The sequence below is a fragment of the Peribacillus sp. QJM3NY_7 genome (assembly GCF_056173225.1).
The window spans coordinates 4,500,104-4,524,929 of the sequence record NZ_CM149663.1 but is presented as its reverse complement, the minus strand read 5'-3'; the positions used below and the strand labels follow the sequence as shown (position 1 = coordinate 4,524,929).

Sequence of the window (24,826 nt, the reverse complement as noted above, 5' to 3'; positions counted from 1 at the left end):
TTGGGTTTCTGGGGTACTCCCTCTTTACCAGGGGTTTCACTTCAGCAAGGAATAGACATATGTATCATGAGGGATCCCGTTTTGGTACATATAACTCCTTAATATTCCTTCCTGGATGAAACCCAGCTTAAGCAAGAGCTCACTTGATGGCTGATTTTCCAGAAAAACGACCGCGCCGATACGGGTTAAATCAAGGTCGGTGAAACCGTAGGTGATAGCTTCCTTAAGCGCTTCTGACGCAAATCCTTTGCGCCAATGTGCTGGATGGATTTCATAACCGATTTCGGCCCGTCTGTATTTGGGACTGTGGGCATGAAAACCGATGGTGCCAATCAATTCCTGTGTATCTTTTCTTTCAATTCCCCATCGAACGGCTCGTTTTTCATGATAGTTTTTCGCAAAGGCTGCTACAATATCCTTGGCCTGTTCGACATTTTCCAATGAATCCTGTCCATAAAAGCGGGTGACTTCATCTTTTGATAAGCATTGGAAAAGAGCTTCCGCATCACTTTCACGAATTTCCCGTAAGCGTAACCTTCCCGTGTTCAATACAGGAAACATTTTTTTCCTCCTCATAAATCAGTTTTCTATCTATTCGGTCTCGATAAAGGTTTTTCCTTTATTATGAAGTGCTTATTTTGCCGGTATTATCGGTGGTAATCGGACAAGCTAATATTAGTTCAATTTTAAAAAAACATTGGATGAAGGGGAGATCGATCATGGGAAAAAAACATCGCAACCGCATCGCTTCACCAAAAAAGAATAACCATATACCGAAAGCGGATATCATTGCAGAACATGAAGCACACGGTAAGGAATATTCTGCAAATAAACGAAAGAACGGTCCTGGTTCCAATACAGATTGAGTAAACGTAGTGACCGCTCCTGCCTTTAATGGCTGGGCGGTCTTTTGTGTTTCTTGCCATCGAAGGGTCCATCCTATATCTTAAAGAATGAAGAAAGATTGAAGGGAGTTAGGATGATGAAAGCACTTGTCTTTGATGATTTCGGCGGACCGGAGGTTCTGTCCGTAAGGGAAATTGCAGAACCTGAACGTTCAAAATCAGCCGTGATCGTTCGAATGAAAGCAATTGGGTTGAATTTTGCTGATGTATATAGAAGGAAAGGGAATTATCATTTGGTGGGTGATCCCCCATTCATTCTAGGGTATGAAGGGGCAGGGGTCATCGAATATGCCGGGGAAGATGTCCATCATGTGAAAGCAGGAGATCGTGTCGGGTTCGCTGATGCTCCCCATGCCAATGCGGAGCTGGTTTCAGTTCCAGCTGAAAAGCTATTGCCGCTGCCTGAGGGCATTACCTTTGAAACGGCCGCTTCCGTTTTACTTCAAGGATTGACTGCCCAATATTTAACGCATGACAGCCATCGAGTTAAAGAAGGGGAAACCATTCTGGTCCATGCCGCTGCAGGCGGAGTCGGTCAATTACTGACACAGATGATCAGGATGAAGGGCGGTCAGGTCATTGGGTTGACCTCATCAAATGATAAAGCGGCTGTTGCCAAACAAATGGGTGCGGATCATGTTTTCCTTTACGGATCGGACTGGGTGGAGTCCATTAAGGATGTTACCGGCGGTAAAGGCGTTGATGTCGTTTATGAATCAGTGGGCCAAACCTTGATGGATAGTTTCCGTGCGACCAAGACTGGAGGAGCTGTCGTATTCTTTGGGATGGCAGGCGGTGATCCTGAGAAAATCGATCCCAGGATGTTAATGGATACATCCAAGGCATTAATAGGCGGAGACCTTTGGAACGTCCTGACTACCCATGAAGAACGGACAAGAAGAACAGCAGAGCTGTTTCAATGGATTCTGTCAGGGGAAATCCGCATCAAAGAACCGACTCTTTTTTCGTTGGAAAATGGGGCGGATGCACATCGACTTCTTGAAAGCAGGAAAAGTTCGGGGAAACTATTATTAATACCATAACAAATCATGAGGGCTTTCCATTCTAAATGGGGGCCTGTTTGTTTGCCGAGATTCAACCCCTTATTCATACTGATGATTAAAACCTTTTTCAGTTCCTTTATATAAACCCATGCTTAGACCCTTGGAATAACTCCATAATAAATGCACCTGCCTTTACAAGTGTTATGGCCTGCCGTCAAAACAACTTGCCTCCTAAGTCCCCTTATCCACAAAAGCCATATGCAATACACGAATTCAGAGGAGAAATCCACAGTGCGCCAATCACCAAACCACAATCGTCATTCTGCAATTCACAGTCGGCATTTGTTACAAGCAAAAAAAAGAGAACGGATCCGTTCTCATGGTAAGCATATTATTTTAGGCTCTTTTCGTAAAGATTGTTGTTTTTAAAACGAAACTATTTAAGGGTGATTGGAGCGGAAGTGCGAGACTCCTGCGGGAGCAGCGGGACAGGTGAGACCCCACAGGCGTTTACGCCGAGGAGGCTCACCGCCCGCCCCGCGGAAAGCGAGCATCTGGAGGGGAAATCAACCACACCGCACTACTTAGTAAATAGCAACAAAGTATGCGAAAACAGCCTTATTTTAAGACGAAATGGAGAGAACATCGAGACGCTCCTTTTGGATCGCGAAATAGGATTGGAGGGTTTCCTTTTTCTTTGTGAGAGGGAAGTTCCGGACGTCCGGGGCCACTGCATGATTGCCGAATTGGAGAAGCAAGGTCAACAGCCTGTCCAACTGGCCATATGCATCGTTTCTAATGCGGGCCATATATTCGGCCGCGGCCTGTTTATCTTCGGTATTTTTCCTTTTTCCTTCCGCCCGGAATTCATCGGTCACTGTCTTTACACGGGAAATGAGCCATGTTTCGCACCAGTCGTTCAGCACATGGCGGATGAAGTCCGCTTGATGGTATTTACGGAGAATGGGCTCGATATGTTCATCCATTTCCAAATCATTCACTTCCCGGCGGAGAGCTTTCTCGGAGATGTTTCTATGAAAATGGTCGCGTTCAAGCAGGCTTTTGATGGATTCTGCCTGGTGGGCATACTTGACCATCTGTTCCAATGCTTCATTGTACATGATTTTGCTTAAATAAGCAGAGGCTTGTTTTGGGGCTAGAAGCAACTGCTTATTGGCAGGTAGAGCCTTTCCAAATTTCTTAAGGGAATGAGAATAGATGAAACGGGCTAACTTCTGCAGTTCCTTTTGGATATCATGGGAGATGTTCGTCGCTTCTTGCAGAAATGAACGGAAAATATATTTGCCGACACGTTCCAATTCCCTGCATACAGAATCATTGATATGCCCAAGGTAGCCAGAGTTAAAAATCGTTCTCCGCAACAAGGTCCGTTCCGCCCTATTTTCCTTATACTCATCCAAGATGCCTTCGGTAAAGGTGAATACCAGAACTTCTTTTTTTGAAAAAGCCCTGCTCGCAAAAGAAATCTTTACGATATGGCCTAAAGCGTCATGGATGGCAGCGACTGCATCCAATAAGCGCTGCCTTGTGAATGGCGAGCTGGAATCAGGAACGATTTCATGATAATCGAACAGGACTTCTTCAGACTTCAAAACGGACATTCGGAAGGCACCCATAAGCAGCAGCCTTTTTCCATGAATCGTTAGGGCTTTGAAAGCAGCACTATAAAAGAAACGGTACTTTTTGCAATAACGGTCCGTCTTCCTGTTATAGCCAAGATTACTTGCAGGACCAAGGTTAAACTTGTACAAAACATCTTCACCTAGATGAACAGGCACAAACACTTTTTTTAGTGATCCTTGTGGTGCGGTGAATTTATGGATGATCTGCCTTAAGTACTTTTCTGTCGTTCCGACTCCCCGGGCCATCATATGAAGCGGGCTCTGAATGACCCCATCCCAATCACTGTGGAGCAAGGCGTACAAACACGTATCGAATTCAGTGGAGGATACATTTCTTAATAGGTATCGGTATGTTTCTTCATAAATCATAAGGCTTCGTCCCCTTTGGCATCGATTCTTTTCTAGAGTCTATATAAACATTGAATCGGAAAAAGTAGCATCGGTGGAGCAAATAGTTTGACGTAATTTCGCTAGATTTAAAAAATAGTAAATTAGTTGCACAAAAGTGGTAAAATGGGTAAATAGGAACATACATGACAAGGAGAGATTTTTCAAACCATGATACTTTCACTACTCGGTTTCATCTTAAAAGGAATTTTAATGAAAATACCATTTGCCATATTGGGACTTTCCTTGATTCCGCAGAGATGGACGAACGCCATCACCAAAAAAGATATACCTTTTTTCATAGAACAAGTGCTGAGACTTTTAGTTTCTGCTGCCGTATTGTTTTTCGTTATCGATATCATGCTGCTGGATCTTACTGCCGCTGCATTCTTTTCGTGTTTTGCCATTATTCTCGGGCTCTTTCTCATCATCGATTCAAGCATGTATATGTACAGGGCCACTGAATCTTCAAGCACCCGACGGAATCGGAGGGGAAATGAAGCGGCAAAGCAGCCAAAAACACCTTGGAACGTACACTTCAACAGTTTGATGGGTGTCGTGTTGATTGCCGCATGGATCATCATGCTGTTCTACCCGCTCACTTTTGCCGCAAATCTCCATGGATTGGCGAAGGTCGATAAGAAAAAAGAGCTGGAAGAAGTTCAAGATATAAAAACCATGCCGCTCGTTACAGTGAAAATGGCTGACGCAAAAGGCGATGCAGCGATTAATAAAATAGAAAATGCATCATATTTCACTGAAGGCGAATACCGTCTGACCAATATCAATGATGAATTGGCTTATACATCACCCATTGAAATGGACGGGTTTTTAAAAGCCGGGAAAGCGGAATACACGCCAGGTTATAATCTGATTTCCGCCATATCGACGGATAAAGGGGCAAGTACTGTCAAAGGGAAGATGCTGTATGCTCCATCACAGTACCTTGATCATGATTTGGAAAGGACCATCCGCAAGGCATATCCGAATAAAATCATCCATGATTCATATTTGGAACCGAATGAAGATGGAAAGCCCTTCTTCGTAGCTTCAGTCGGACATTATTTGAAATACCGCAGCGGTCCCGTGGTGGACGGGGTGGTATTGGTGAATCCGGAAACGGGGGACACGAAATACTATCCAAAAGGAAAAGAACCTAAATGGGTAGATCGGACATTCACATTGGAAACAGCCCTGGAATATTGGACTTACTGGGGAAAATATGTTCATGGTTGGAAAAACCAGTCCCTGATTGGGCCGAAGAAAGATGTCCTTATTCCTAATGAGGATAATATGCAGGTTACGTTTAACGAAAAAGGCGAATTGATTTATGTAGTGGACTTTACCCGGGCTAAATCAAAAGGCAACTCCAAAACCCTTGTAGGTTATGGTGTTTTCAATGCCAAAACCGGTGAAATGACGTACTACAAAGGCGTCACGTCCGTTCTGACTGGAAAGGAAGCAAAATCCAACGCGAATGCGAGTGAGTTTTTGTCCAAATATCCAGGCTGGAAAGCCACTAATGGAATTTTCTATACGATTTACGGTGCTCCCACATATGTGATTCCGGTTACAAAGGGCAGCAAGTTCCAAGGTGTGGCGATCGTTTATGCCAATAGCGATAATCCCCAAGTGGTCTTTGGGAAAACGAAAGACGAAGCTTTCCGCAATTATAAAAAACTGATTGCCTCTTTAGGGAAAGTAAGCGGTGTGACGCCTCAAAAAGGATTTGAGATGAAAGAAATAAAGGGGAAGGTAATGAGGATCAATGATGCCAATCTCTCGAATGGATACGTATTCCATTTAATCGTCGAAGGCAATGCCAAGAGGTTCTCGGTGGACCCAGGTGTCAATGCGCTATCTGATGTTGTGTTGACGAATGTAGGAGACCGGGTTGTGCTGAAGGTGATGGATATGGAAGAAGACATCGTTCCAGTCGATGAATTCACTAATCTGGATTTGCCAAAGAAATGATAATGGACCGTGGACATATACACTTTCCATATCCAATATAAGCATGAAAAAAAGCATTGTTATCCACAATGCTTTTTTCATGTTTTCGAATGATTGTCATGATAAGTCCGATAAATTGAATGAATGGATGGATTCCATATAATATCCCTTTTGAATGACGGCTTTTATGGCAAAGTGCCCATTTAACCGTTTCCGCACGCGATACAGAAGTGAAGCGATTTCCTCTGCCGTCACAATTTGCTCGGGATCCCCGACCCGCTCTGGCCAGACTTGCTGGACAATTTCTTCCTTTGAAATAAGATTGTCCAAATTTTCATATAACAGTTTAAAGCAATTGAATTCCTTGGTCGGCATTTTAATGGGTGCTTCTTCATTGATGATCACGGTCTGAAGGTGCTCATTGATAGCGACGGTTTGCAGGAATTCGGCGGGGTTCACCGGCGTGAAATCCATTGTTAAATCGTTGTCGATGGAGATTATGAATTCAATCAATCCATTGACCAACGTAATCGAATCCCCCGGTTCAATGTGACAGGGATTGCCCGGTACAAGCGGCATCTGGTTCACGGAGGTGCCGTGTTTGCTTGCCAAATCTTCAATGAGGAGCTGCCCTTCCTCCATATAAATCCGGCAATGTTCCCTGGAAACAAAGTCATTGTAAAGCCTGAAATCAGCTTTGGAGTGCTGGCTTGCCCGGCCGATCAGCAGGCTTTTCCCTTCATATACATAGGCGAATTCCTCGGTTTGGCCTTTGTGCATGGTCCTCAATACAACCTTGAAAGTTTTATAGATCATTCACTTCATACCCCTTAAAAAATCTGAAAATTTAAATTATTTTCATGAATTTATCATTTTGGCTACATGGCTGTTTAGTGGGTTCAATTTTATAATTATAAATTATCAGTCGCTTACTTACTAACGAAAAATGAAAAAAATCCAAATTAGGCACACAGCCATTATAACAAAGAGGAACGAAGGATGAAGAAGAAACTCTATTTTTGCTGATGTCCGCTTTGACTGTGGGAGAAGTGGTTCCTCAAAGCCGGCCAGGCAGCACCGGAAGAAGTTTGCGATTTAAAATGTACATTACGCTTGTGGAAAAGGAGTTGACCAAAGGTGAGTATGTGGAGAGATAGGATAAATGCCTTCAGCATCCTGCTGATGATCATCAGTATGATCGTATATATTATTTTTCCCCAGCCCTTTACCCTCATTCTGTACTGTATATTTGGCATTGCCTTTATCAGCCTGACTTTACTGAATTAAGCATATCCTTGAATGGGTGGAGGATGGAACCAATAAGAGGAGATGAAACTAGCCTGCCGAATCAATGGCAGGCTTTTTTGATGCATAATGTTTCATAATGGAATTGTAACTATTGGCATCTTAGGAAAAGAAGCAGGAACCTAAAGGGTCCGTACTTGAGTTTATAGGCAAATGGAACAAAATTGATTGGAACGGAAGGCGCGAGACTACTGCGGGATAAGCGCGTCGAGGGAAGGCCCCACAGGAGTAAAGCCAGTGCCTCGGGTGGAATGATTTTCATCGGGTTTGTCTACAGTCTGAAGCAGGAACCCATTAAGGGTACCTGCTTTCTTTCATCCCAAGGAACCGCAATCGGTTTATGAAATCCCGGGAAGTAATGGATTTAACACGACTTTAAAAGAGCCATTTTTATGCAAAAAAGGTATAATTAATTGTTAGAAGCAGACATTAAAAAATGGACTGCAACTTAGTTTCATCGCGTGTTTTAACTGAATCTTGAGCGAAATATCTTTTATAAAAAAGTCAAAATAAGAAAAGGAGAAACCATGACTAATGAAACAGGATGGAATTTAGACAATAGCTATGCACGTCTGCCGGAAAAGTTTTTCACGAGCACGAACCCGACTCCTGTACGTTCACCGGAGTTGATCATTCTCAATGAGGGTGTGGCGGATTCTCTTGGTTTGGACGTGAAGTCGCTGCAAAGCGAAGATGGTGTGGCGGTGTTTGCCGGAAACGAGATCCCGCAAGGTGCTTCGCCTCTTGCCCAAGCATATGCTGGGCATCAATTCGGTCATTTTAACATGTTAGGGGACGGCCGGGCGATATTGCTTGGCGAGCAGGTGTTGCCAGAAGGCGGTAGGGTCGATATCCAGCTGAAGGGTCCAGGAAGAACGCCATATTCCCGCGGGGGCGATGGCCGGGCTGCGCTTGGACCGATGCTGCGCGAATATATCATCAGCGAGGCGATGCACGGGCTCGGCATTCCTACCACCAGAAGTCTGGCAGTGGTGACGACCGGTGAAACGGTGCTCCGTGAAACAGGGCTGCCTGGTGCCATCATGACCCGTGTGGCTTCGAGTCATCTTCGTGTCGGAACTTTTCAATTTGCTGCAAAATGGGGCACGATCGAGGAACTGCGGACACTTGCCGATTATGCCATTGAGCGTCATTTTCCAGACATTGAAGCAGATGAAGGCCGTTATCTTTCACTGCTGCAGGAAGTGGTCAAGCGTCAGGCTGAGCTCATTGCCCAATGGCAGCTGGTCGGCTTCATTCATGGAGTGATGAACACCGACAACATGACGATTAGCGGGGAAACCATCGATTATGGCCCTTGCGCCTTCATGGATGCCTATGACCCTGCAACCGTATTCAGTTCAATTGATAGGCAAGGCCGCTATGCCTATGGAAACCAGCCGGTAATTGGAGGCTGGAATCTTGCACGGTTCGCCGAATCCCTATTGCCGCTGTTGCATGATGACGAGGATCAGGCCGTTACACTGGCCCAAGATAAGATTTCCGTTTTTAATGATCTGTATCACTCCAATTGGTTAGCGGGAATGAGGGCGAAACTGGGGATATTCAATGAAGAGACTCAGGATGAGGCCCTTGTTAATGGCATCCTCAGTATGATGAAGAAGCATGGTGCCGATTATACCAATACTTTCCGTGCTCTGACCTTTGATAAAATGGAGGATACGGTCCTTTTCGGTACACCGGAATTCGCCCAGTGGCAGGAGCTTTGGCAGGCGAGGCTAGGGAGGCAGAAGGAATCGAAAGAGTCTTCGAACCAGTTGATGCAGAACAGCAATCCTGCAGTGATTCCGCGGAACCACCGGGTGGAAGAGGCGTTGGAGGCGGCAGTGGAACAAGAGGACTACAGCGTGATGGAACGGCTGTTGGATGTTCTTGCAAATCCTTATGCACACTGCGAAAAACAAGCAGAATACGCCGCACTGCCTGAGTCAACAAAACCTTACCGGACTTTTTGCGGTACCTGATCATAACATTAGAGAAAATAAATTGTATAGATTGAGAAAATAAGACGGTGCCCCGAGGTCATTTGATTCTCTGGATACCGTCTTTTTTACTTTTTTAGCATGCAAATCAGATGAGGATTTGCTTTGTTTAACGGAAGTTAAACATACTAATGGGGAAAATGAAGGAACTAGGAATAAGAGGGGGCTATAGGGGCTTCTCAAGAAAACAAACAAAAAGTAGAGGAGATAAAACAATGTCTAAAAGCGGAAAATTCAATAAAGGGATACCGACATATATACCTTTAAAATTAAAGCATTTTCTAAATTAATGAGTTTATCCATATCATATTGAAAGGGTCTGAATAGCAAATACAGCTGTTCAGACTTTTTTCATTGTAAGAACATAACAATTTAAAGAAAGTTACAAATAAGATATAATTAAAATTTAATGGAGGTTGTTTTTAATGATTGAAGTTTTACTAGAAAAAATAAATAAAAATTCCATTGATACAACTTCTGATATAAATAGAAGTCTTTATAAGGAGCAGAATGACCAATACTTTACTCCAATTTCTATTGCTAATTTTATGGGCTCAATGTTTAAAGAAGTTAATAAAAATGAAATTAATATTTTAGATCCAGGTTGTGGTACAGGGAATCTTACTGCATCATTGATAGCTAAGATTTGTAATTGGAAAAGAAAACCAAAAGTGATAAATGTTGAATTATTTGAAATTGATAACTCGCTTTCTGAAAAATTAAATGAAAATTTACTTGAATTAAATAGGTTATGTGAGAATTTTAGGATTACTGTTAATTTTACGATTAGATACAAAGACTTTATTAATGAAGGGTTAATGAAAATTAATGAGGTCAATAAAAATGAATTATTCGATTATATTATTTTAAATCCCCCATATCGTAAATTAAGTAGTGATTCTGACCATAAAAAAGAATTGCTAAAAAATGATATCGATGTGCCGAACTATTATGCAGCCTTTTTAGCAGTATCATATAGATTGTTAAAAGATAGAGGACAATTAGTTGGTATAGTCCCAAGGAGCTTCTGTAGTGGGACATATTTTAAATCTTTTAGGGAAGACTTAATTAATCATACAAAGATTGACCATATTCATATTTTTAAATCTAGAAAAAATTTATTTTATGATGAAGTATTGCAAGAGACTATTATTTTATCTCTTCAGAAACGGAAACAAAAATTAAATGATATTATCAAAATAACAGAATCTTTAAAAGACGATTTTACAGAAACTAAGAGAACACATAAACGTTTTGACAATGTAATATTTCCTTTAGATAGTGAAAAAGTAATTAGAATTATTCATACTACAGATAAAAAAATTGTAGATCAGATGCATTCATTACCATGTACTTTAAGTGATTTAGAAATCGGAGTTTCGACGGGGCCAGTTGTTGATTTTAGAGAGAAGCCAGGGAATCTCCAGTTCGAACGTGATTTATCTTCATTCCCTATGATTTATCAAGATAATTTTAATAGTGGCATAATTAATTGGCCAATTGAAAATATTAAACCAGGAGTAATAATTGAAGATGATAGTAACTTTAAACGTTTAAGGAATTCTGGAATATACGTTTTAGTAAAACGGATGACTACAAAAGAAGAAAAGAAACGTATAATAGCAGCTGTGTTTAACAACACTAATAATCCTTATCAAAAAGTCGGATTTGACAATAAAATCAATTACTATCATGTAAGACATGCGGGAATAGGGAATTTAAACTTAGCTAAGGGGTTGTGTCTTTATCTTAATTCATCTTTAGTGGATTTTTATTTTAGAACTTTCAGTGGAAGTACACAGGTAAATGTAGCGGATCTAAAAGGTTTAAAATATCCTTGTATAGAGGATTTAGAAAAGATGGGGAAATTATATATCGGAAATCTTCCAACTCAAGATATTATAGATAAAATCATAAACAACTTATTAAAAGATACTACGAATAACTAATTAAATAGTCCATTTGTTTGTATTAAATATAGTGCAGAATTGTAAATTATGTTATTTAAAGGAGAGGTCAATCATGGATTTGGAAATACAGATAGCTAAAAGTATAAATAATATTAATACAGATTCTTATAGTATGTCTATAGGGGAAGTTGTTAATCTATACAAAGACGGCGATATTGATATTTCTCCTGTATACCAAAGGTATTTTAGGTGGAGTATTAATCAAAAATCAGATTTAATCGAATCAATTATTTTAGGTATTCCAATACCTCCAATATTTGTTGCGCAAGATTCATCAGGTAAATGGGATTTAATAGACGGGCTACAACGCATTAGTACTGTTCTGGAGTTTATGGGTGTATTGAAAAAAAAGGATGATGGAGATAATCTTTATCCACCGAGTCAAATGATTGGTACTAAATTTTTACCTGCACTCGAAGGAATGTGGTGGGACAATATGGATTATCCACAACTGAGCCTGAGTGAAGAAGTTAGACGTAAGTTTAAAAGAAATAAACTTAATTTCATAATTATTGATAGTACTGTTAATCCAAAAGCGAAATATGAAATGTTTCAAAGGCTAAATACCAATAGTTCGGAACTCACAGGGCAAGAAATTCGGAATTGTTTGATGATTATGATTGACCGAGATTATTTCGATTTAGTTATGAGTATGTGTGAAACTAAAGAGTTCCAAGAATTATTAAGGATTACAGACAGACAATCATCGGAACAATTTGACAAAGAATTGGTAGTGAGATATTTAATAGCTAGATTTGTTGATTTAGAAAAAATTAATCATCAACAAGATATGGGTGATTTTTTAACTATCGAACTTGTTAACTTAATGGAAGGAGATACTAATTTCGCCAGTATCATTGGAGAATTCTATAAAACAGTTTCTTTGTTAAATAAAATTTTAGGATCAAATACCTTTAAAAAGTTTAATTCCGAAAAAGGTGAGTTTGAAGGAGCATTTTCTTTAAGTATGTACGAAGCTATTATGGTAGGGTTAAGTATGAATATAGACAAATGGCAAGATGTCAATAGATTGGAAAATCTAATAAAAGCGATTCCAAGTGATGCAGCATTTTTAAGAGCTACTGCTAGAGGGAAAAGAGCTATATCCCGGTTTAAAGAATTAAACTTACTTTCTAAAGAGTTGTTCGGAAATGAAAATTAAAAATTTAGAAAAGTTAGAAGATCAGATAGATAGAGATTTTGCATGGAGAAAGATGGAATTAGCCCAAATACATTTAGCTATAAAAGGAGTGAATGCTTCTGCTGGTATTCATAAAAAAACACTGGTCAGAGGTGGAATTACACTATTATGTGCTCATTGGGAAGGTTTCATTAGAAACGTAGCTAATTATTATATAATATACATCTGTCATCAAAAAGTTAAACATCGGTATCTGAAAGAAAATTTCATATCCTTTAAAATGTATCAAGAACTTAAGTTAATTGGGGAAACTTCAAGAAAGACAATTCATACAGCATTTATAAAGGAAATGGTTAAAGTCCAAGATCAAGTATTCTTTATGAAATACTCAGATAAAAAAGGAGAAAGGTTTATAAATACGGAATCTAACTTAAATTATGCTCTATTCTCTGAAATAGTAGAATGTTTAGCACTAGAGAATAGATATTCTACAAAAGAAAAGTATATAGATAATGTTCTTTTATCATATAGACATGAGATTGCACATGGAGAATTTGATAGAAAAGATAATTATGATTTTGAAGATGTTTACATTAATATATTAAGTATAATGGAAGATTTTAAGAATCAGATTATTGAGGCGGCATCTCAAAAATCTTATTTAAAACCATTATATCAATTTGATTATATGAATTAAATTTTAACGAAACATAGAAGGTTAAAGAAATTGTAAACCTTAAGGAAATAGGGGATGGAATTTCAATAGCTTTTATAGTTCATTGGGTTACATTGATTCTTTTGAAAAGAAAGCATTGAGGAAAAATACTATTATAAAAAAAAGCCAGAATATACTATTTTATAATTGTTTAGTTCAGTTATAGTATATTTATACAATCCACAAAAACATGACTAGCAAAATAATCATTATAAGAATCATTAAGAAGAGCACTTCTCTATTTAAAGTAGGAGATTTGATTATCATTTGGTGGGTTAAACAATGAACTAATTAATAAATAAGCGAAATATTATGAATATCATATTAAAAACTTTTCTTTTACTTCGAGATTTCTGTAAAGTTGTTAAATAATTTTCTTACAAAGTGACTTACTGTAAAAAAGATAACATTTGAAAACTTAAAAAACTTTATTGTTTGGTAGACTATAGTGCATGTATAAAGCAGCTCCCGCGATTGAAGTCGATTCTTCGTCAACTTCAATTGCGGGAGCCCTTTTTGTGTTCATCAGTAAAAAAGTTTTGTTTGAAGAATGTCCAGGGCACGGTCAATCTCCGCTAAATCTTCCTTTGATGCATGTTGCAGCCGGCTTTGAAAACGGGATTCCACGATTGCAAAAGCCTCGTTCATCATCATTTCCCCTTCTTTGGAGAGGCGGATGTATTGTTTCCGTCTATCTTCCGAATCACTTATTTTTTCAATTAAATTCTTTTCGCTTAATTTTTTCAGTTCACGGCTCGTGTTAGGCATGGAGATATGATGACAGTCACTGATTTCACTTGGTGTGACAGGCTGACTGACGGTTATATATTCAAGGATTTTATATTGTACCGGCGTGATGGAATCGGATTTGGCGTTTTGTGTCAATTCGTGTGTGACTTGATGTACGGAAGTTGTAAATGTGAGCATTTTTTCAAAAAGAGCTTTTTTGTCCATAACTTTCACCTCTTACTGAGAAGATATCAAAAATATTATCAAAATACAATTATCATTTGACAATAAAAAAGATGGTGTTATATGATTGTTATCAAATGATAAGTAAATAGGGGGTGCGTCATGAACATGCTGGTCATCTACACATATCCAAATCATAAAAGCCTAAGCCATGCTTTTTTAGAAAAAGTCGTCAAGGGTAGTAAGGAGAACCCGAACATAAAGGGGCTGCAGGTCTTGGATTTATATGAAGAGGGCTTCAATCCGCTCTTGGAGTTCAATGAGCATAAACGAAGGCGTGATATGCATCGTGATCCTCAGTTTGAGAAATATAGAAAGCAAATTATTTGGGCCGACAAGATTGTCTTGGTCTATCCGATCTGGTGGGGGAGGCCACCGGCCATGCTGATGGGATACATCGATCAAATATTTTCTGCGAATTTTGCCTACAGGGATAAAAAGGGCTTGTTCCCGGAAGGCCTTCTGAAAGGAAAGTCGGTCGTATGTGTGTCCACGATGAAGGGACCTGCAAAGTATCCGCTTCTCTGGTTGAATGATGCGCATAAAATATTGATGAAAAGAGCACTATTCAATTTTGTCGGGATCAAGAGAGTGAAGTTTTTCGAATTCGGTAATATGGAAAGCCCAAAGGGGAAACAAACGCAAAAGCTAGAAAAGGTTTATCGGTATTTCAGGAAGGTGGCTAGCTAAGTTTTTACGAGATTAAAGAAGAACCCCATTCATGCATAATGAATGGGGTTGGCCGTATTCATGGTTTTGTTTTCACGATCCTCCATTTGTTCTTGATGAGGGTAAGGATCGTACAAATCACCAGGATCATCAATGAAGTCAATCCGCTGAACCATATGCTTTGGAATTCGCTTACATGAGGCTGGATGATGTATGAAGCCACAATCGCCAGGACCGCGCTTATCGGTATGTAATCAGGGACTTTTCCTTTACTGAATACGATAACCAGGATTGGAGCCAGCAATGCCGAGTATATATTGCCTGAATAAAATAAGAGCTCCAATAGGTTTGGGGAATAGAAGAGTGTGGCAACGAAAACCAATCCTCCAATACAGATCGAAAGCAGGCAGGCCATCCTTATTTTTTGCTGGTCGCTTTTTTTTGTTTGTAATGGTTCAAGAATATTGGCTACGATCAAGCTTACCAATGAATGCAGGCAGGCACCGAATGTTGAGGTGATTGCACTGATGGCGCAGAGCACAAAAAGGATGAAAAAGAATGGTGTCGTTATTTTATTTGCCAATCCAGCCAGAATCGAATGTATATCAGTGAAGCCGCCCGTAAAGATTACCATGATGAACAGGGATGAAAAGGAGAGCGGGAATATGATCCATATAAGGCCGGATAAAGAGAATGTCAATCGAACTTTTTTCATTTCTATCATGAATAATCGCTGCCACGAAGTCAGGTCAAAGAAAAACTGGCCGAACCCGACAAGAAGTCCTGCAAAAAGAAAACTCCATAGATCATACTTATTGATTACGAGCATGTATGGATGGTATAAACGAATCCCATCATAAACAGGCTGAATCCCTTCCTTGACGAAAAAGTATAAAGGAATCAAGATAACTGCGGCAAACATGGATATGACCTGAAAAGCGGCGAATCCATGAATGAGCTTTAACCCGCCGAATCCAGCATAAAGGACACAGAAGGCGAAAAAAAAGAACAGCCCGACATAGAGGGGCGTATCGAAAAGAAACTGACATAGGGTGGACGCGGCCATTCCCTGAATGAATAAAATGTGTAAGCTGGTTATGACCAGGATCACGATCAATATCCAATATCCGAGGGGATGGAGCCGGGCTTTTAAATAGTCCGCGATGGTCAAGCCCTCGGGGAAATCCTGCCGGACCCTCTTCCCGATGAAGCTGAACATGAACAGGGCGATCGCTCCCATCAGGGCGTATCCGATCCCTCCGAAAACTCCATACTTCACCATCGATTCAGGGGAGGATAATATTGTGGTGCCTGTCACCCAGCGTGCCAGGAGGGAGATGATCCCCAATCCCATCCCGATTTGAATGGGGCCTTGTACGTATTCTTGAAATGTACGTGATCGCAATGTTCATTTTCCTTTCTCGCGGAACTCCTTGGGCGTGATTCCCTCTATCTTCCGGAATAAAGTGCTGAAATAATGCTGGCTATTGAAACCCGATTTTTCAGCGACGTCTGATATGCTCCAGCTGGTGTTATTGGTCAAGGCCCTTTTTGCGGCCTTTATTCTATAGTGCATTAAATATTCCGAAAACGAAGTGCCGACTTCTTCATGGAACTTCCTGCTTAAATAAGTCGGATTGGTATGCACTTCACGGGCGATGTCCGAAAGGGAGAGTTTTTCGGCATAGTTTTCATGAATGAATGAAAGCGAATGGTGAATAAGCGTTGAATAGTTATGGGAAGATTCCCTTTTGTCATACTTGGCAAGGACTTTATGCAAATCGCTTTCTATTACAGGTTTCGTTAAATAATCAACCACGCCTATCCTGATGGATTGCTGGGCATAATCGAAACTTTGATGCGCGGTCACCATGATGATTTCGACTTCTTTGTTCAGCGCCCTTAGGTCTTCACCAAATTCAAGACCCGATCGCCCCGGCAGATTAATATCCAGGAAAGCGAGGTTGATTTTATGATTTTGGTTGAGGGTCAGTGCCTGACAGGCATCAGCAGCTTTGTGAAATTTCCAAAAAGGGTAAATGGACTGAATCATATATTCCATTTGTTCAAGGACCAATGGTTCGTCATCAACTAATAATACATTCATTCCTCCGCCTCCTCCATTTTCCTATCAAAAACCAGTGGCCATGATACCTCTACCTTTGTTCCCGATTCATTGGAAGCTATATGCAATTGTGCACGGTCATTGAAATACAAATATAAACGTTTTTGGATATTATCGAGGCCATGGCCGCCATCGTCCGTAACGGAAGATTCATTTCCCATCAATCCATTGTCCGCCACTTCCAGATACACCATCTGCGATTCCAGATAGAACCGGATATGCAGCAGGGCTTCACCCACTTTTTTTTCCAACCCGTGTTTAAATGAATTCTCCACCAAGGTCTGGAGAATGAAGGGTGGGACCAGTGCGGTTGATAACGGTTCCGGGCACTCCATATCAATCTTGAGCCGATCACCGAAGCGAAGGGTCTGGATGTCGAGATAATGCTGGGTATACTGGATTTCCTGGGAAAGGGGGATCAATGGTTCCGATGCTTTATACTTGAATTTCAGGAATTGCGAAAAAGCCTCTAAGGCCCGTATCAATTCTGCCGTCCTGTTCAGGCGGGCCAAGCCCAGAATGACATTCAGGGTATTAAACAAAAAGTGCGGCTGGATCTGCTGGTTCAATTTATTATATTGTGCTTCTTGCAGTGCTTGCTCCAGGCGGATCTCCTTGTTTTTATTTTCAAGAAGATCGATCCTTTTCTCGAATATGAATAGAAATAAAAGAGCGATAGCTCCCATGATGGGAGCTAAAATGAAGAGCATGATAATTAACGTGAATCCCTCGTAACTTAGCATGGAGAACCTCTGCTTGTTATATTTTTAAATAACTTGAATGATTCTGTTTATTAGTATCATACTAAAGACCCCTCCGGAAATCTACAGCTTAAGACACAATGTGACAAGCCACTTGATGGTTTTGTGCCGATCGTTTCAGTTCGGGCAGATGTGTTTTGCAGATATCCTGTACAAACGGGCACCGTGTATGGAAGCGGCAGCCGTTTGGCGGGTCGATGGGTGACGGGACATCACCCGTCAATAGGATCCGTTCTCTTTCATGTACAGGATTCGGTACTGGGATGGCCGATAGCAATGCCCTTGTATATGGATGCTGCGGCTGTTCGAAAATGGACTTTTTATCGGCTATTTCGACTATTTTTCCGAGATACATGACCATGACCCGATCCGAGATATGTCTGACCACACCTAAATCATGCGAAATGAAAAGAAAGGTAAGGTCGAATTGGCGCTGCAAGGATTTTAATAAATTCAGCACTTGCGCTTGAATGGAGACATCCAGTGCAGATACAGCTTCGTCACATATGATCAATTTGGGGTCCACGGCCAGAGCCCGCGCAATCCCGATCCGCTGTCTCTGGCCGCCGCTGAATTCATGCGGGTATCTTTCCATGGATTCAGGTCTCAGCCCGACATGTCCCAATAATTCTTCAATCCGGCTCTTCCGGTTTTCTTTAGGGACTACATTTTGGATCGCCAAAGCTTCCCCGAGAATTTTGCCGATCGTCTGTCTTGGGTTGAGGGAGGCAAAGGGGTCTTGAAAAATAACCTGCAGATCCTTCCTGGTACGCCGCATTTCTTTTTTGCCTAAACTCAGTAAATCCCTATCCTGAAAGTGTATGCTCCCGCTCGTCGGTTCATCCAATCGAAGGATGGCCCTTCCGGTGGTCGATTTCCCGCAGCCGGATTCGCCGACGATGCTTAAGGTTTCACCCTGTTTGATATCGAAGGTAATGTCATCAACGGCTTTTACATGATTGATGGTCCTTCCGAAAAATCCACCCTTGATCGGAAAATATTGCTTCAATTGATCCACTTTAAGCAGAACCTTTTTCTCTGCAGCTGGTACACCCATCATTAAATCCCCACCTTCTCTTGAGCTTCATATGCCTTCTCCCATTGGGGGGTGAACATCCAGCAGCTGACCTCTGTGCTTGGGCCGATGGCCTGGAGATCCGGCACGGCTTGTTCACAAATGCTCTTCGCATGTGCACAGCGGGGAGCGAAGCTGCATCCCTTGGGCATGTTGTAAGGGCTTGGAACGGTCCCGGGAATTGTGGTCAGTTCTTCCTGGTCCATGTCCAGACGGGGAAGGGAGTTCAATAAACCAATGGTGTAAGGATGTTTAGGGTTCGTGAATATTTCCTTGGCCAGGGTGTATTCAACGATTTTCCCTGCGTACATGACAGCGACCCGATCACAGGTTTCGTATACGACGCCCAAATCATGTGTAATCAAAATGACAGCCGTCCCGAAATCCTTTTGCAGCGTCTTGATCAGTTCGAGGATTTGGGCTTGGATCGTCACATCCAGTGCTGTTGTAGGTTCATCGGCTATTAAAACCTCAGGGTGGCAGGCAAGTGCCATGGCAATCATGACCCTTTGCCTCATTCCGCCGCTTAGCTCATGCGGCTCCTGTTTTGCCCTCTTTTCAGGTGAAGGGATCCCGACGAGCCGAAGCATGTCGACGGCTTTATCCCATGCTTCCTTTTTTCCCAGCTTTTGATGGAGCCGGATCGCTTCCGCAATTTGCTCGCCCGCTGAATATACGGGATTCAATGACGTCATCGGCTCCTGAAAAATCATCGAAATTTCATTCCCGCGTATGGACCGCATCTGTTTTTCAGACTTCGTAAGCAGATCCTCCCCTTTAAAAAGGATGCTGCCGCCGGCAATCTTGCCGGGTGGCGATGGAATGAGCCTTAACAATGAGAGCGATGTTATGCTTTTCCCGCTTCCCGACTCCCCGACGATTCCGAGCGTTTCCCCTTTATTGAGGGAGAAACTGATCCCATTGACTGCTTTACTCGTTCCTTCATCAGTGAAAAAGTGGGTCTGCAGATTTTTTACCTCCAGTATTTTATCAGCAACCTGATTCATCATCCTACCTCCTTAGTTCAAGTCTATTCTTTTGTTAAAGTACCGATAGAGGACATCCACTGCCAAGTTCATGAATACGAAGATGACGGAAGCGATGAGGACCCCGCCTTGGACCATCGGCAAATCCCTCGTCCTGATTGCATCGACTATCAATCTTCCAAGTCCATTGATGGCAAAAACGGACTCTGTCAATACCGTGCCGCCAAGGAGTGCACCGAACTGGAGGCCAACGACGGTAATGACGGGGATGAGCGCATTTTTCAGGCCGTGTTTATAAATGATGATATATTCTTTCAATCCTTTGGCTCTCGCGGTCCGGATGTAGTCCTGGCGAACGACTTCAAGCATGCTCGACCTGGTCATCCTGGCAACGATGGCCGCTCCGCCGGCCCCGAGGGTTATGGCTGGGAGAATCATGTGGCTGAAGGTTCCCCAACCTGAAACCGGAAACAAATGAAGGTTCACGGAAAAGAAGTAGATAAGCATGAGACCCAGCCAAAAACTAGGTAACGAGATTCCCAATAAAGCAACGATCATGATGGAAATGTCAGCTGCCGAGTATTGCTTGGTGGCCGAGATGATTCCTGCGATCATTCCAAGCACAACGGTTATGAATATGCTGGCAAGTGCCAGTTCAAGGGTGATGGGCAAGCGGACCATGATTTCGTCCAAAACTGGGCGGCTGCTTCGGAGTGATTCCCCAAAGTCACCTTGAACGGCATGAAGGACATAGTCAACATATTGATAGAGGATTGGACGATCCAAGCCAAGCTCATGCCGCAGTGATTCAATCGTTTCCTTGGTCGCTCCTTCACCTGCAAGCAGTGTTGCCGGATCTCCCGGGACCATTTGCATGATGAGGAAAACAACAAGACTTACTCCCAGTAATACCGGTATCGTTTGAAGTACCCGCCGGATAATGAATACGAACATTTTCTCTCCTCCTTATTTTTTCATTCTTGGATCAAGGGCATCTCTAAGTCCGTCCCCGAAGATGTTGAAACCAAGTACCAGTGTTGATATCGCTATCCCCGGAAACAAAGCGATGTGGGGGGCACTGAACAAATAATCCCGTCCGCTGCTCAGCATCGCTCCCCATTCTGGTGAGGGCGGCTGGGCTCCAAGTCCCAGGAACGACAATCCGGCTGCCGACAGAATGGCCGTTGCCAGACGTAAAGTAGCTTGTACGATGACGGGTGATAGAATATTCGGAAAAATGTGCTTGCATATGATCGTGAAGTCAGTCGCTCCCAATGCACGAATGGCATCGATATATTCCAGCTTCCTGACTGAAAGTGTGGAACCGCGTACAATCCGGGCAAACATCGGTATCGAAAAGACGCCGACCGCTACCATTACATTGATCAAGCTCGGACCAAGGGCACTAATGATCGCAAGAGCAAGCAATATTCCCGGGAAAGCCAGCAGCACATCGACAATCCTCATAATGACGGTATCGATCCATTTTCCGTAATAACCAGCTGCTAACCCGAGGAGTATGCCAATGAACGCCCCGAAGAAAACAGAGACAAACCCAACCGTTAATGAAAGCCGTGTTCCATATAACAATCTGCTTAAAATATCCCTTCCCTTATCATCCGTACCCATCCAATGTTCGGCTGATGGAGTCTGGAGTTTGTTGACCAAATCAATTTCATAGGGATCCTGCGGTGAGATCAAAGGGGCAAAGATAGCCAATAAAATATAAAAAAGTACGATGTACCCGCCTACCAATGCCAATTTATTTCGCTTGAATTTTTTATAAAAGGCTTTCCAGTGTCTTAGTTTCGGAGATTTTCTTTCTTTTACATTCAATTCGGTATTATTGATGACGACCTCTGGCTTCATTGGATTTCCTCCTTTTCTTTCATTCAATTTATTCAAAAAAAGGATTGAAGTAAATATGATGCGGAAAAGCAGTAAAGATAATTAAAAAAAGAGTAAAGATTCTGAAAATATAAAATTCGGTTTTTTTTTATAATTTACAGTAAGCCCGATGTACTCATAGCTGTAAGTTACTTGGAGAAACAAAGGCAGGTTAAAAAGGGAGGAAATAGAATGAGAAAAGGTATGATTGGGTTGCTTTTTGCTTCTTTATTAGGCATCTCATCCGTTTTATCAGGGTGTGCAACAGAAGAAACCGGCAGTAAGGAAACAGTAGAAAAAGCGAAAGAAGGAGGTACGCTGATCGTCGCGCGCTTATCTGACGCGACCACACTTGACCCCCATTTCATAACAGACATTCCATCTGCAAACGTCATTTATGAAAAGGTTTATCAAACATTGGTCGTTCCTGACAAGAACATGGATCCTAAACCGCTGCTCGCAAAAGAGTGGAAACAACTGGATGATGTCACTTGGGAGTTTAAATTGCAGGAGGGAGTCAAATTCCATGATGGAGCTCCTTTCAATGCCGAAGCGGTGAAAACCAATTTCGACAGGATACTGGATCCGGCAACAGCTTCTCCGCAGGCTGGTAAGTTGGAAATGATCAAGGAAATTAAAGTGATTGATGAAACGACCGTACAATTCAAGCTGAAATATCCTTATGCTCCGCTGTTATCGATTTTAGTGAGTAATGAAGGAAGCATCATCAGCCCTAAAGCGATTAAGGAAAATAGTGACAAACTGGGGCAAAACCCGGTTGGGACAGGTCCATTCGTTTTTAAATCGTGGAAGCCTGGTGAAGAAATCGCCCTTTCGAAAAACAAGGACTATTGGGGGGATAAGCCTAAGATTGATGGGGTGGTATTCAAGGTGGTCCCTGAAGATGCCACGAGGATTGCGATGATTGAAACGGGTGAAGCGCATGTGACCGATCAAGTGCCAGTGACGGAGATTGATAGGATCGAAGCGTCGGGCACGATGGATTTATATCGCACAGAGGGACTTGCCGTTGAATACTTAAGCTTCAATGTTAAGAAAAAGCCCTTTGATGATGTAAGGGTCCGTAAGGCGGTCGCTCATGCCATCGAGGTCGATTCCATCATCAAAGGGGTTTATAACGATGTCGGCACAAGGGCAAATTCAACAATGAGCCCAAAGGTGTTTGGTTATGATCCGGATATAAAAGGCTATGACTATGATATTAATGAATCGAAGAAGCTCTTGACTGAAGCGGGAGTCAAGGATGGTTTGGAGTTTACCCTGACGACGAGTGACCGTAAGGAAAGGATCAATATGGCCGAGGTGATTCAATCCCAGTTAAAAGGAATTGGAATTAAGGTCAAGATTCAAGTCCTTGAGTATGGGGCTTACATTGATGCGACAGCCAAGGGCGAGCACCAGGTATCGATAGGCGGCTGGGGCAATGCTACCGGGGATGGAGATTATAATCAATTCAATCTTTTCAATAGTAAATCCCAAGGTGCTGCGGGAAATAGTTCATTCTATAGCAACCCGGAAGTGGATAAATTGATTGAAAATGCACGGAGAGAATCGGATGGCGATAAACGTAAGGAACTATATTCGAAGGCACAGGCAATTGAAAGAGAAGAAGTTCCATATGTTCCTATCCGTAACTATGAACACTTGGCCGTATATGGCGGGACAGTTAAAGGACTTTGGCTGAATCCGGCAAATTATTTAATGCTTGATGACGTAACCGTGAAGTAGGAATTCATCACAAAAGGAAGGCAGCATAAGGATGTTATGCTGTCTTCTCAATTAGGAGGGGAAAGTATGATAGATTTACTGCTAATCCATGGGACCGTCATTACCATGGATCAAAACAGGAGAATTCTGCAAGATGGCGCCGTCGCCATACATCAAGGAAGGATTTTAGCTGTAGATGCGACCGAAAAACTTAAATGGAAGTATGAGGCAGTAAAAGTCATCGATTGCAGCCATCAGTGCATATTGCCCGGATTGATAGATGTTCATGGGCATGGGGGACATTCCATGTTCAAAACGATTGCCATGGAGAATATTGATTTTTGGATGCCGATCATGACGAATACGTACAAGCATTTTGTAACGGATGAGTTTTGGTATTACGAAGGAAAGCTATCCGCCCTTGAGAGATTGAAGGCTGGCGTGACGACTGGGGTGAGCGTGTTAGGTTCCATGCCGCGGTCCGATGAACCGATTTTCGCCATCAATCATGCAAAAGCATACGCCGAAACGGGAATCAGGGAAGTGGTATGCACGGGTCCTTGCAATCCTCCATGGCCCCATTCATTCAGCCGATGGATCGACGGAAAGAGAGTGGTAAAGGAAGTTACCTATGAAGAAGTATTACAGGGGGCCGAAGCGGTAATCGAGGCGCTGAACCATGCAAATGAGGACCGCACGAGAGCCTTCATTACACCATTTGTCATCGTTACATCAGTGGATCCCTCCAATCCGACATCTCCTGACAGGCTTTATGGGCTGACTGACCATGACCTGTATCAAGCGAAGAAAATAAGGGAGATTGCCAGGAAATATAACACACGCATTCACTCAGATGCCTTTGGCGGGATGATCCATTTAGCGATACAGGATAAGGAAAATGCCCTATTGGGTCCGGATGTCCATCTACAGCACTGTCGGGGCATTTCCTTCGATGAGGCAAGAATACTGGCAGAAACAGGTACCAACGTCAGTGCATCACCTGGATTTGGCCAGGTCCATGCCCGTACCCCGATAACTGAATTATTGGAGATGGGTGCAACTGTGGCAATCTCCACGGATGGGACGTCCCCTTCGACAAGTTTCGATATGTTTCAGGCAATGAGGAAAACACAGTTCGTTCACCAGGCCGCCCTTAGGGACTACTATTATTTACCGCCAGGCAAGCTGTTGGAAATGATCACGATAGATGCTGCGAAATGCATTGGCTGGGATGATGAAATAGGCTCCCTCGAGATCGGGAAAAAAGCGGATGTCATTACGGTCAATCTTCATCAGCCTCACCTGACCCCTGAATTCATGCATGTTCACCGGCTTGTATTTCAAGCTGTGGCGAATGATGTGGAGCATGTCATCGTGGATGGGAAATTGATCATGGAAGGCAGGAATGTACGGACGGTCCATGAAAGTACAGTGCTTGATGAAGCGAATGAGGAGGCCTTTTCAACGATAAAGCGTGCAGGGCTCGAAAAGTATATGCAGCCGACTAAATATTTCTGGGGCCATGCCAGGGCCTATGTAGATGAAAAGCGATATGACGAACGCGAAGACGCTGCCGCGATGGTGAAAGGGGAATAAG

Annotated in this window: 21 protein-coding genes; 10 read left to right on the top strand and 11 right to left on the bottom strand. The window is 42.3% G+C overall.

The genetic code is table 11. From position 1 onward, the window contains the following. Positions 1 to 36: 36 nt before the first annotated feature. Positions 37 to 561, bottom strand: coding sequence for a GNAT family N-acetyltransferase (locus AC0VX1_RS21705; RefSeq protein WP_475468936.1), 525 nt, complete (start codon positions 559 to 561; stop codon positions 37 to 39). A gap of 158 nt (positions 562 to 719) precedes the next feature. Here AC0VX1_RS21705 and AC0VX1_RS21700 point away from each other — a divergent pair, with 158 nt between their 5' ends. Beyond that, a complete protein-coding gene (locus AC0VX1_RS21700; RefSeq protein WP_100298038.1) occupies positions 720 to 866 on the top strand; it encodes a hypothetical protein in 147 nt (48 codons plus the stop codon). Between the two features lie 116 nt (positions 867 to 982). Next, a complete protein-coding gene (locus AC0VX1_RS21695; protein WP_475468933.1) occupies positions 983 to 1,948 on the top strand; it encodes a quinone oxidoreductase family protein in 966 nt (321 codons plus the stop codon). 584 nt (positions 1,949 to 2,532) lie between these two features. On the opposite strand, the gene AC0VX1_RS21690 is transcribed toward AC0VX1_RS21695, so the two are convergent. Then, positions 2,533 to 3,921: a hypothetical protein gene (locus AC0VX1_RS21690; protein ID WP_475468931.1), complete on the bottom strand. Its 1,389-nt coding sequence runs from the start codon at positions 3,919 to 3,921 to the stop codon at positions 2,533 to 2,535. A 231-nt stretch (positions 3,922 to 4,152) separates the two neighbouring features. On the opposite strand from AC0VX1_RS21690, the gene AC0VX1_RS21685 reads away from it, so the two are divergent. Beyond that, positions 4,153 to 5,913: a hypothetical protein gene (locus tag AC0VX1_RS21685; protein WP_440438481.1), complete on the top strand. Its 1,761-nt coding sequence runs from the start codon at positions 4,153 to 4,155 to the stop codon at positions 5,911 to 5,913. A 96-nt stretch (positions 5,914 to 6,009) separates the two neighbouring features. Here AC0VX1_RS21685 and AC0VX1_RS21680 read toward each other — a convergent pair whose 3' ends face one another. Then, entirely contained in the window at positions 6,010 to 6,708 is a 699-nt protein-coding gene (locus tag AC0VX1_RS21680; protein ID WP_268938455.1) for an FHA domain-containing protein, read from the bottom strand. Positions 6,709 to 7,724: 1,016 nt separating this feature from the next. On the opposite strand from AC0VX1_RS21680, the gene AC0VX1_RS21675 reads away from it, so the two are divergent. From AC0VX1_RS21675 to AC0VX1_RS21660, 4 genes are all read left to right on the top strand, one after another. Further along, positions 7,725 to 9,182 carry a protein adenylyltransferase SelO gene (locus AC0VX1_RS21675; RefSeq protein WP_475468928.1) on the top strand — a complete coding sequence of 486 codons (1,458 nt, stop codon included), beginning with the start codon at positions 7,725 to 7,727 and terminating at the stop codon, positions 9,180 to 9,182. A gap of 443 nt (positions 9,183 to 9,625) precedes the next feature. Next, positions 9,626 to 11,149, top strand: coding sequence for an Eco57I restriction-modification methylase domain-containing protein (locus AC0VX1_RS21670; protein WP_475468926.1), 1,524 nt, complete (start codon positions 9,626 to 9,628; stop codon positions 11,147 to 11,149). A gap of 73 nt (positions 11,150 to 11,222) precedes the next feature. Next, positions 11,223 to 12,332: a GmrSD restriction endonuclease domain-containing protein gene (locus tag AC0VX1_RS21665; RefSeq protein WP_475468924.1), complete on the top strand. Its 1,110-nt coding sequence runs from the start codon at positions 11,223 to 11,225 to the stop codon at positions 12,330 to 12,332. After that, positions 12,322 to 13,008, top strand: coding sequence for an MAE_28990/MAE_18760 family HEPN-like nuclease (locus tag AC0VX1_RS21660; RefSeq protein WP_475468922.1), 687 nt, complete (start codon positions 12,322 to 12,324; stop codon positions 13,006 to 13,008). The genes AC0VX1_RS21665 and AC0VX1_RS21660 overlap by 11 nt, the downstream gene beginning before the upstream one ends. Positions 13,009 to 13,551: 543 nt before the next feature. Here AC0VX1_RS21660 and AC0VX1_RS21655 read toward each other — a convergent pair. Beyond that, complete coding sequence (locus AC0VX1_RS21655; protein WP_475468920.1) at positions 13,552 to 13,980, bottom strand: MarR family winged helix-turn-helix transcriptional regulator; 429 nt, start codon at positions 13,978 to 13,980, stop codon at positions 13,552 to 13,554. A gap of 120 nt (positions 13,981 to 14,100) precedes the next feature. Here AC0VX1_RS21655 and AC0VX1_RS21650 point away from each other — a divergent pair, with 120 nt between their 5' ends. Then, positions 14,101 to 14,688: an NAD(P)H-dependent oxidoreductase gene (locus tag AC0VX1_RS21650; RefSeq protein ID WP_475468918.1), complete on the top strand. Its 588-nt coding sequence runs from the start codon at positions 14,101 to 14,103 to the stop codon at positions 14,686 to 14,688. A gap of 58 nt (positions 14,689 to 14,746) precedes the next feature. Here AC0VX1_RS21650 and AC0VX1_RS21645 read toward each other — a convergent pair whose 3' ends face one another. From AC0VX1_RS21645 to nikC, 7 genes are all read right to left on the bottom strand, one after another. Continuing rightward, positions 14,747 to 16,072 carry a sodium:solute symporter family transporter gene (locus AC0VX1_RS21645; RefSeq protein ID WP_475468916.1) on the bottom strand — a complete coding sequence of 442 codons (1,326 nt, stop codon included), beginning with the start codon at positions 16,070 to 16,072 and terminating at the stop codon, positions 14,747 to 14,749. Positions 16,073 to 16,075: 3 nt separating this feature from the next. Next, entirely contained in the window at positions 16,076 to 16,774 is a 699-nt protein-coding gene (locus AC0VX1_RS21640; RefSeq protein WP_057278356.1) for a response regulator transcription factor, read from the bottom strand. After that, positions 16,771 to 17,535 (bottom strand): sensor histidine kinase, encoded by a 765-nt coding sequence (locus AC0VX1_RS21635; RefSeq protein ID WP_034304264.1) that lies wholly within the window; start codon positions 17,533 to 17,535, stop codon positions 16,771 to 16,773. The genes AC0VX1_RS21640 and AC0VX1_RS21635 overlap by 4 nt, the downstream gene beginning before the upstream one ends. An 88-nt stretch (positions 17,536 to 17,623) precedes the next feature. Beyond that, positions 17,624 to 18,613, bottom strand: coding sequence for an ABC transporter ATP-binding protein (locus AC0VX1_RS21630; RefSeq protein WP_475468913.1), 990 nt, complete (start codon positions 18,611 to 18,613; stop codon positions 17,624 to 17,626). Continuing rightward, positions 18,613 to 19,635, bottom strand: coding sequence for an ABC transporter ATP-binding protein (locus AC0VX1_RS21625; RefSeq protein ID WP_475468911.1), 1,023 nt, complete (start codon positions 19,633 to 19,635; stop codon positions 18,613 to 18,615). Before AC0VX1_RS21625 ends, AC0VX1_RS21630 begins: the two co-directional genes overlap by 1 nt. A gap of 12 nt (positions 19,636 to 19,647) precedes the next feature. Further along, on the bottom strand, positions 19,648 to 20,568 hold the full coding sequence (nikB, locus tag AC0VX1_RS21620) for a nickel ABC transporter permease (protein WP_034304259.1): 921 nt from the start codon (positions 20,566 to 20,568) through the stop codon (positions 19,648 to 19,650). A 12-nt stretch (positions 20,569 to 20,580) separates the two neighbouring features. After that, positions 20,581 to 21,483 (bottom strand): nickel transporter permease, encoded by a 903-nt coding sequence (gene nikC / locus AC0VX1_RS21615; RefSeq protein ID WP_063575165.1) that lies wholly within the window; start codon positions 21,481 to 21,483, stop codon positions 20,581 to 20,583. 210 nt (positions 21,484 to 21,693) lie between these two features. Here nikC and AC0VX1_RS21610 point away from each other — a divergent pair, with 210 nt between their 5' ends. Together AC0VX1_RS21610 and AC0VX1_RS21605 are read left to right on the top strand one after the other, a co-directional pair. Beyond that, complete coding sequence (locus AC0VX1_RS21610; protein WP_475468908.1) at positions 21,694 to 23,250, top strand: glutathione ABC transporter substrate-binding protein; 1,557 nt, start codon at positions 21,694 to 21,696, stop codon at positions 23,248 to 23,250. 66 nt (positions 23,251 to 23,316) lie between these two features. Then, on the top strand, positions 23,317 to 24,825 hold the full coding sequence (locus AC0VX1_RS21605; protein ID WP_475468905.1) for an amidohydrolase family protein: 1,509 nt from the start codon (positions 23,317 to 23,319) through the stop codon (positions 24,823 to 24,825). The last annotated feature ends 1 nt before the right edge of the window (position 24,826 follow it).

Bases quoted from the DNA above. Each gene is read 5' to 3' on its own strand.
- AC0VX1_RS21705 (WP_475468936.1), bottom strand. From the start codon at position 561: ATGTTTCCTGTATTGAACACGGGAAGGTTACGCTTACGGGAAATTCGT.
- AC0VX1_RS21700 (WP_100298038.1), top strand. From the start codon at position 720: ATGGGAAAAAAACATCGCAACCGCATCGCTTCACCAAAAAAGAATAAC.
- AC0VX1_RS21695 (WP_475468933.1), top strand. From the start codon at position 983: ATGAAAGCACTTGTCTTTGATGATTTCGGCGGACCGGAGGTTCTGTCC.
- AC0VX1_RS21690 (WP_475468931.1), bottom strand. From the start codon at position 3,921: ATGATTTATGAAGAAACATACCGATACCTATTAAGAAATGTATCCTCC.
- AC0VX1_RS21685 (WP_440438481.1), top strand. From the start codon at position 4,153: ATGAAAATACCATTTGCCATATTGGGACTTTCCTTGATTCCGCAGAGA.
- AC0VX1_RS21680 (WP_268938455.1), bottom strand. From the start codon at position 6,708: ATGATCTATAAAACTTTCAAGGTTGTATTGAGGACCATGCACAAAGGC.
- AC0VX1_RS21675 (WP_475468928.1), top strand. From the start codon at position 7,725: ATGACTAATGAAACAGGATGGAATTTAGACAATAGCTATGCACGTCTG.
- AC0VX1_RS21670 (WP_475468926.1), top strand. From the start codon at position 9,626: ATGATTGAAGTTTTACTAGAAAAAATAAATAAAAATTCCATTGATACA.
- AC0VX1_RS21665 (WP_475468924.1), top strand. From the start codon at position 11,223: ATGGATTTGGAAATACAGATAGCTAAAAGTATAAATAATATTAATACA.
- AC0VX1_RS21660 (WP_475468922.1), top strand. From the start codon at position 12,322: ATGAAAATTAAAAATTTAGAAAAGTTAGAAGATCAGATAGATAGAGAT.
- AC0VX1_RS21655 (WP_475468920.1), bottom strand. From the start codon at position 13,980: ATGGACAAAAAAGCTCTTTTTGAAAAAATGCTCACATTTACAACTTCC.
- AC0VX1_RS21650 (WP_475468918.1), top strand. From the start codon at position 14,101: ATGAACATGCTGGTCATCTACACATATCCAAATCATAAAAGCCTAAGC.
- AC0VX1_RS21640 (WP_057278356.1), bottom strand. From the start codon at position 16,774: ATGAATGTATTATTAGTTGATGACGAACCATTGGTCCTTGAACAAATG.
- AC0VX1_RS21635 (WP_034304264.1), bottom strand. From the start codon at position 17,535: ATGCTAAGTTACGAGGGATTCACGTTAATTATCATGCTCTTCATTTTA.
- AC0VX1_RS21630 (WP_475468913.1), bottom strand. From the start codon at position 18,613: ATGATGGGTGTACCAGCTGCAGAGAAAAAGGTTCTGCTTAAAGTGGAT.
- AC0VX1_RS21625 (WP_475468911.1), bottom strand. From the start codon at position 19,635: ATGAATCAGGTTGCTGATAAAATACTGGAGGTAAAAAATCTGCAGACC.
- nikB (WP_034304259.1), bottom strand. From the start codon at position 20,568: ATGTTCGTATTCATTATCCGGCGGGTACTTCAAACGATACCGGTATTA.
- nikC (WP_063575165.1), bottom strand. From the start codon at position 21,483: ATGAAGCCAGAGGTCGTCATCAATAATACCGAATTGAATGTAAAAGAA.
- AC0VX1_RS21610 (WP_475468908.1), top strand. From the start codon at position 21,694: ATGAGAAAAGGTATGATTGGGTTGCTTTTTGCTTCTTTATTAGGCATC.
- AC0VX1_RS21605 (WP_475468905.1), top strand. From the start codon at position 23,317: ATGATAGATTTACTGCTAATCCATGGGACCGTCATTACCATGGATCAA.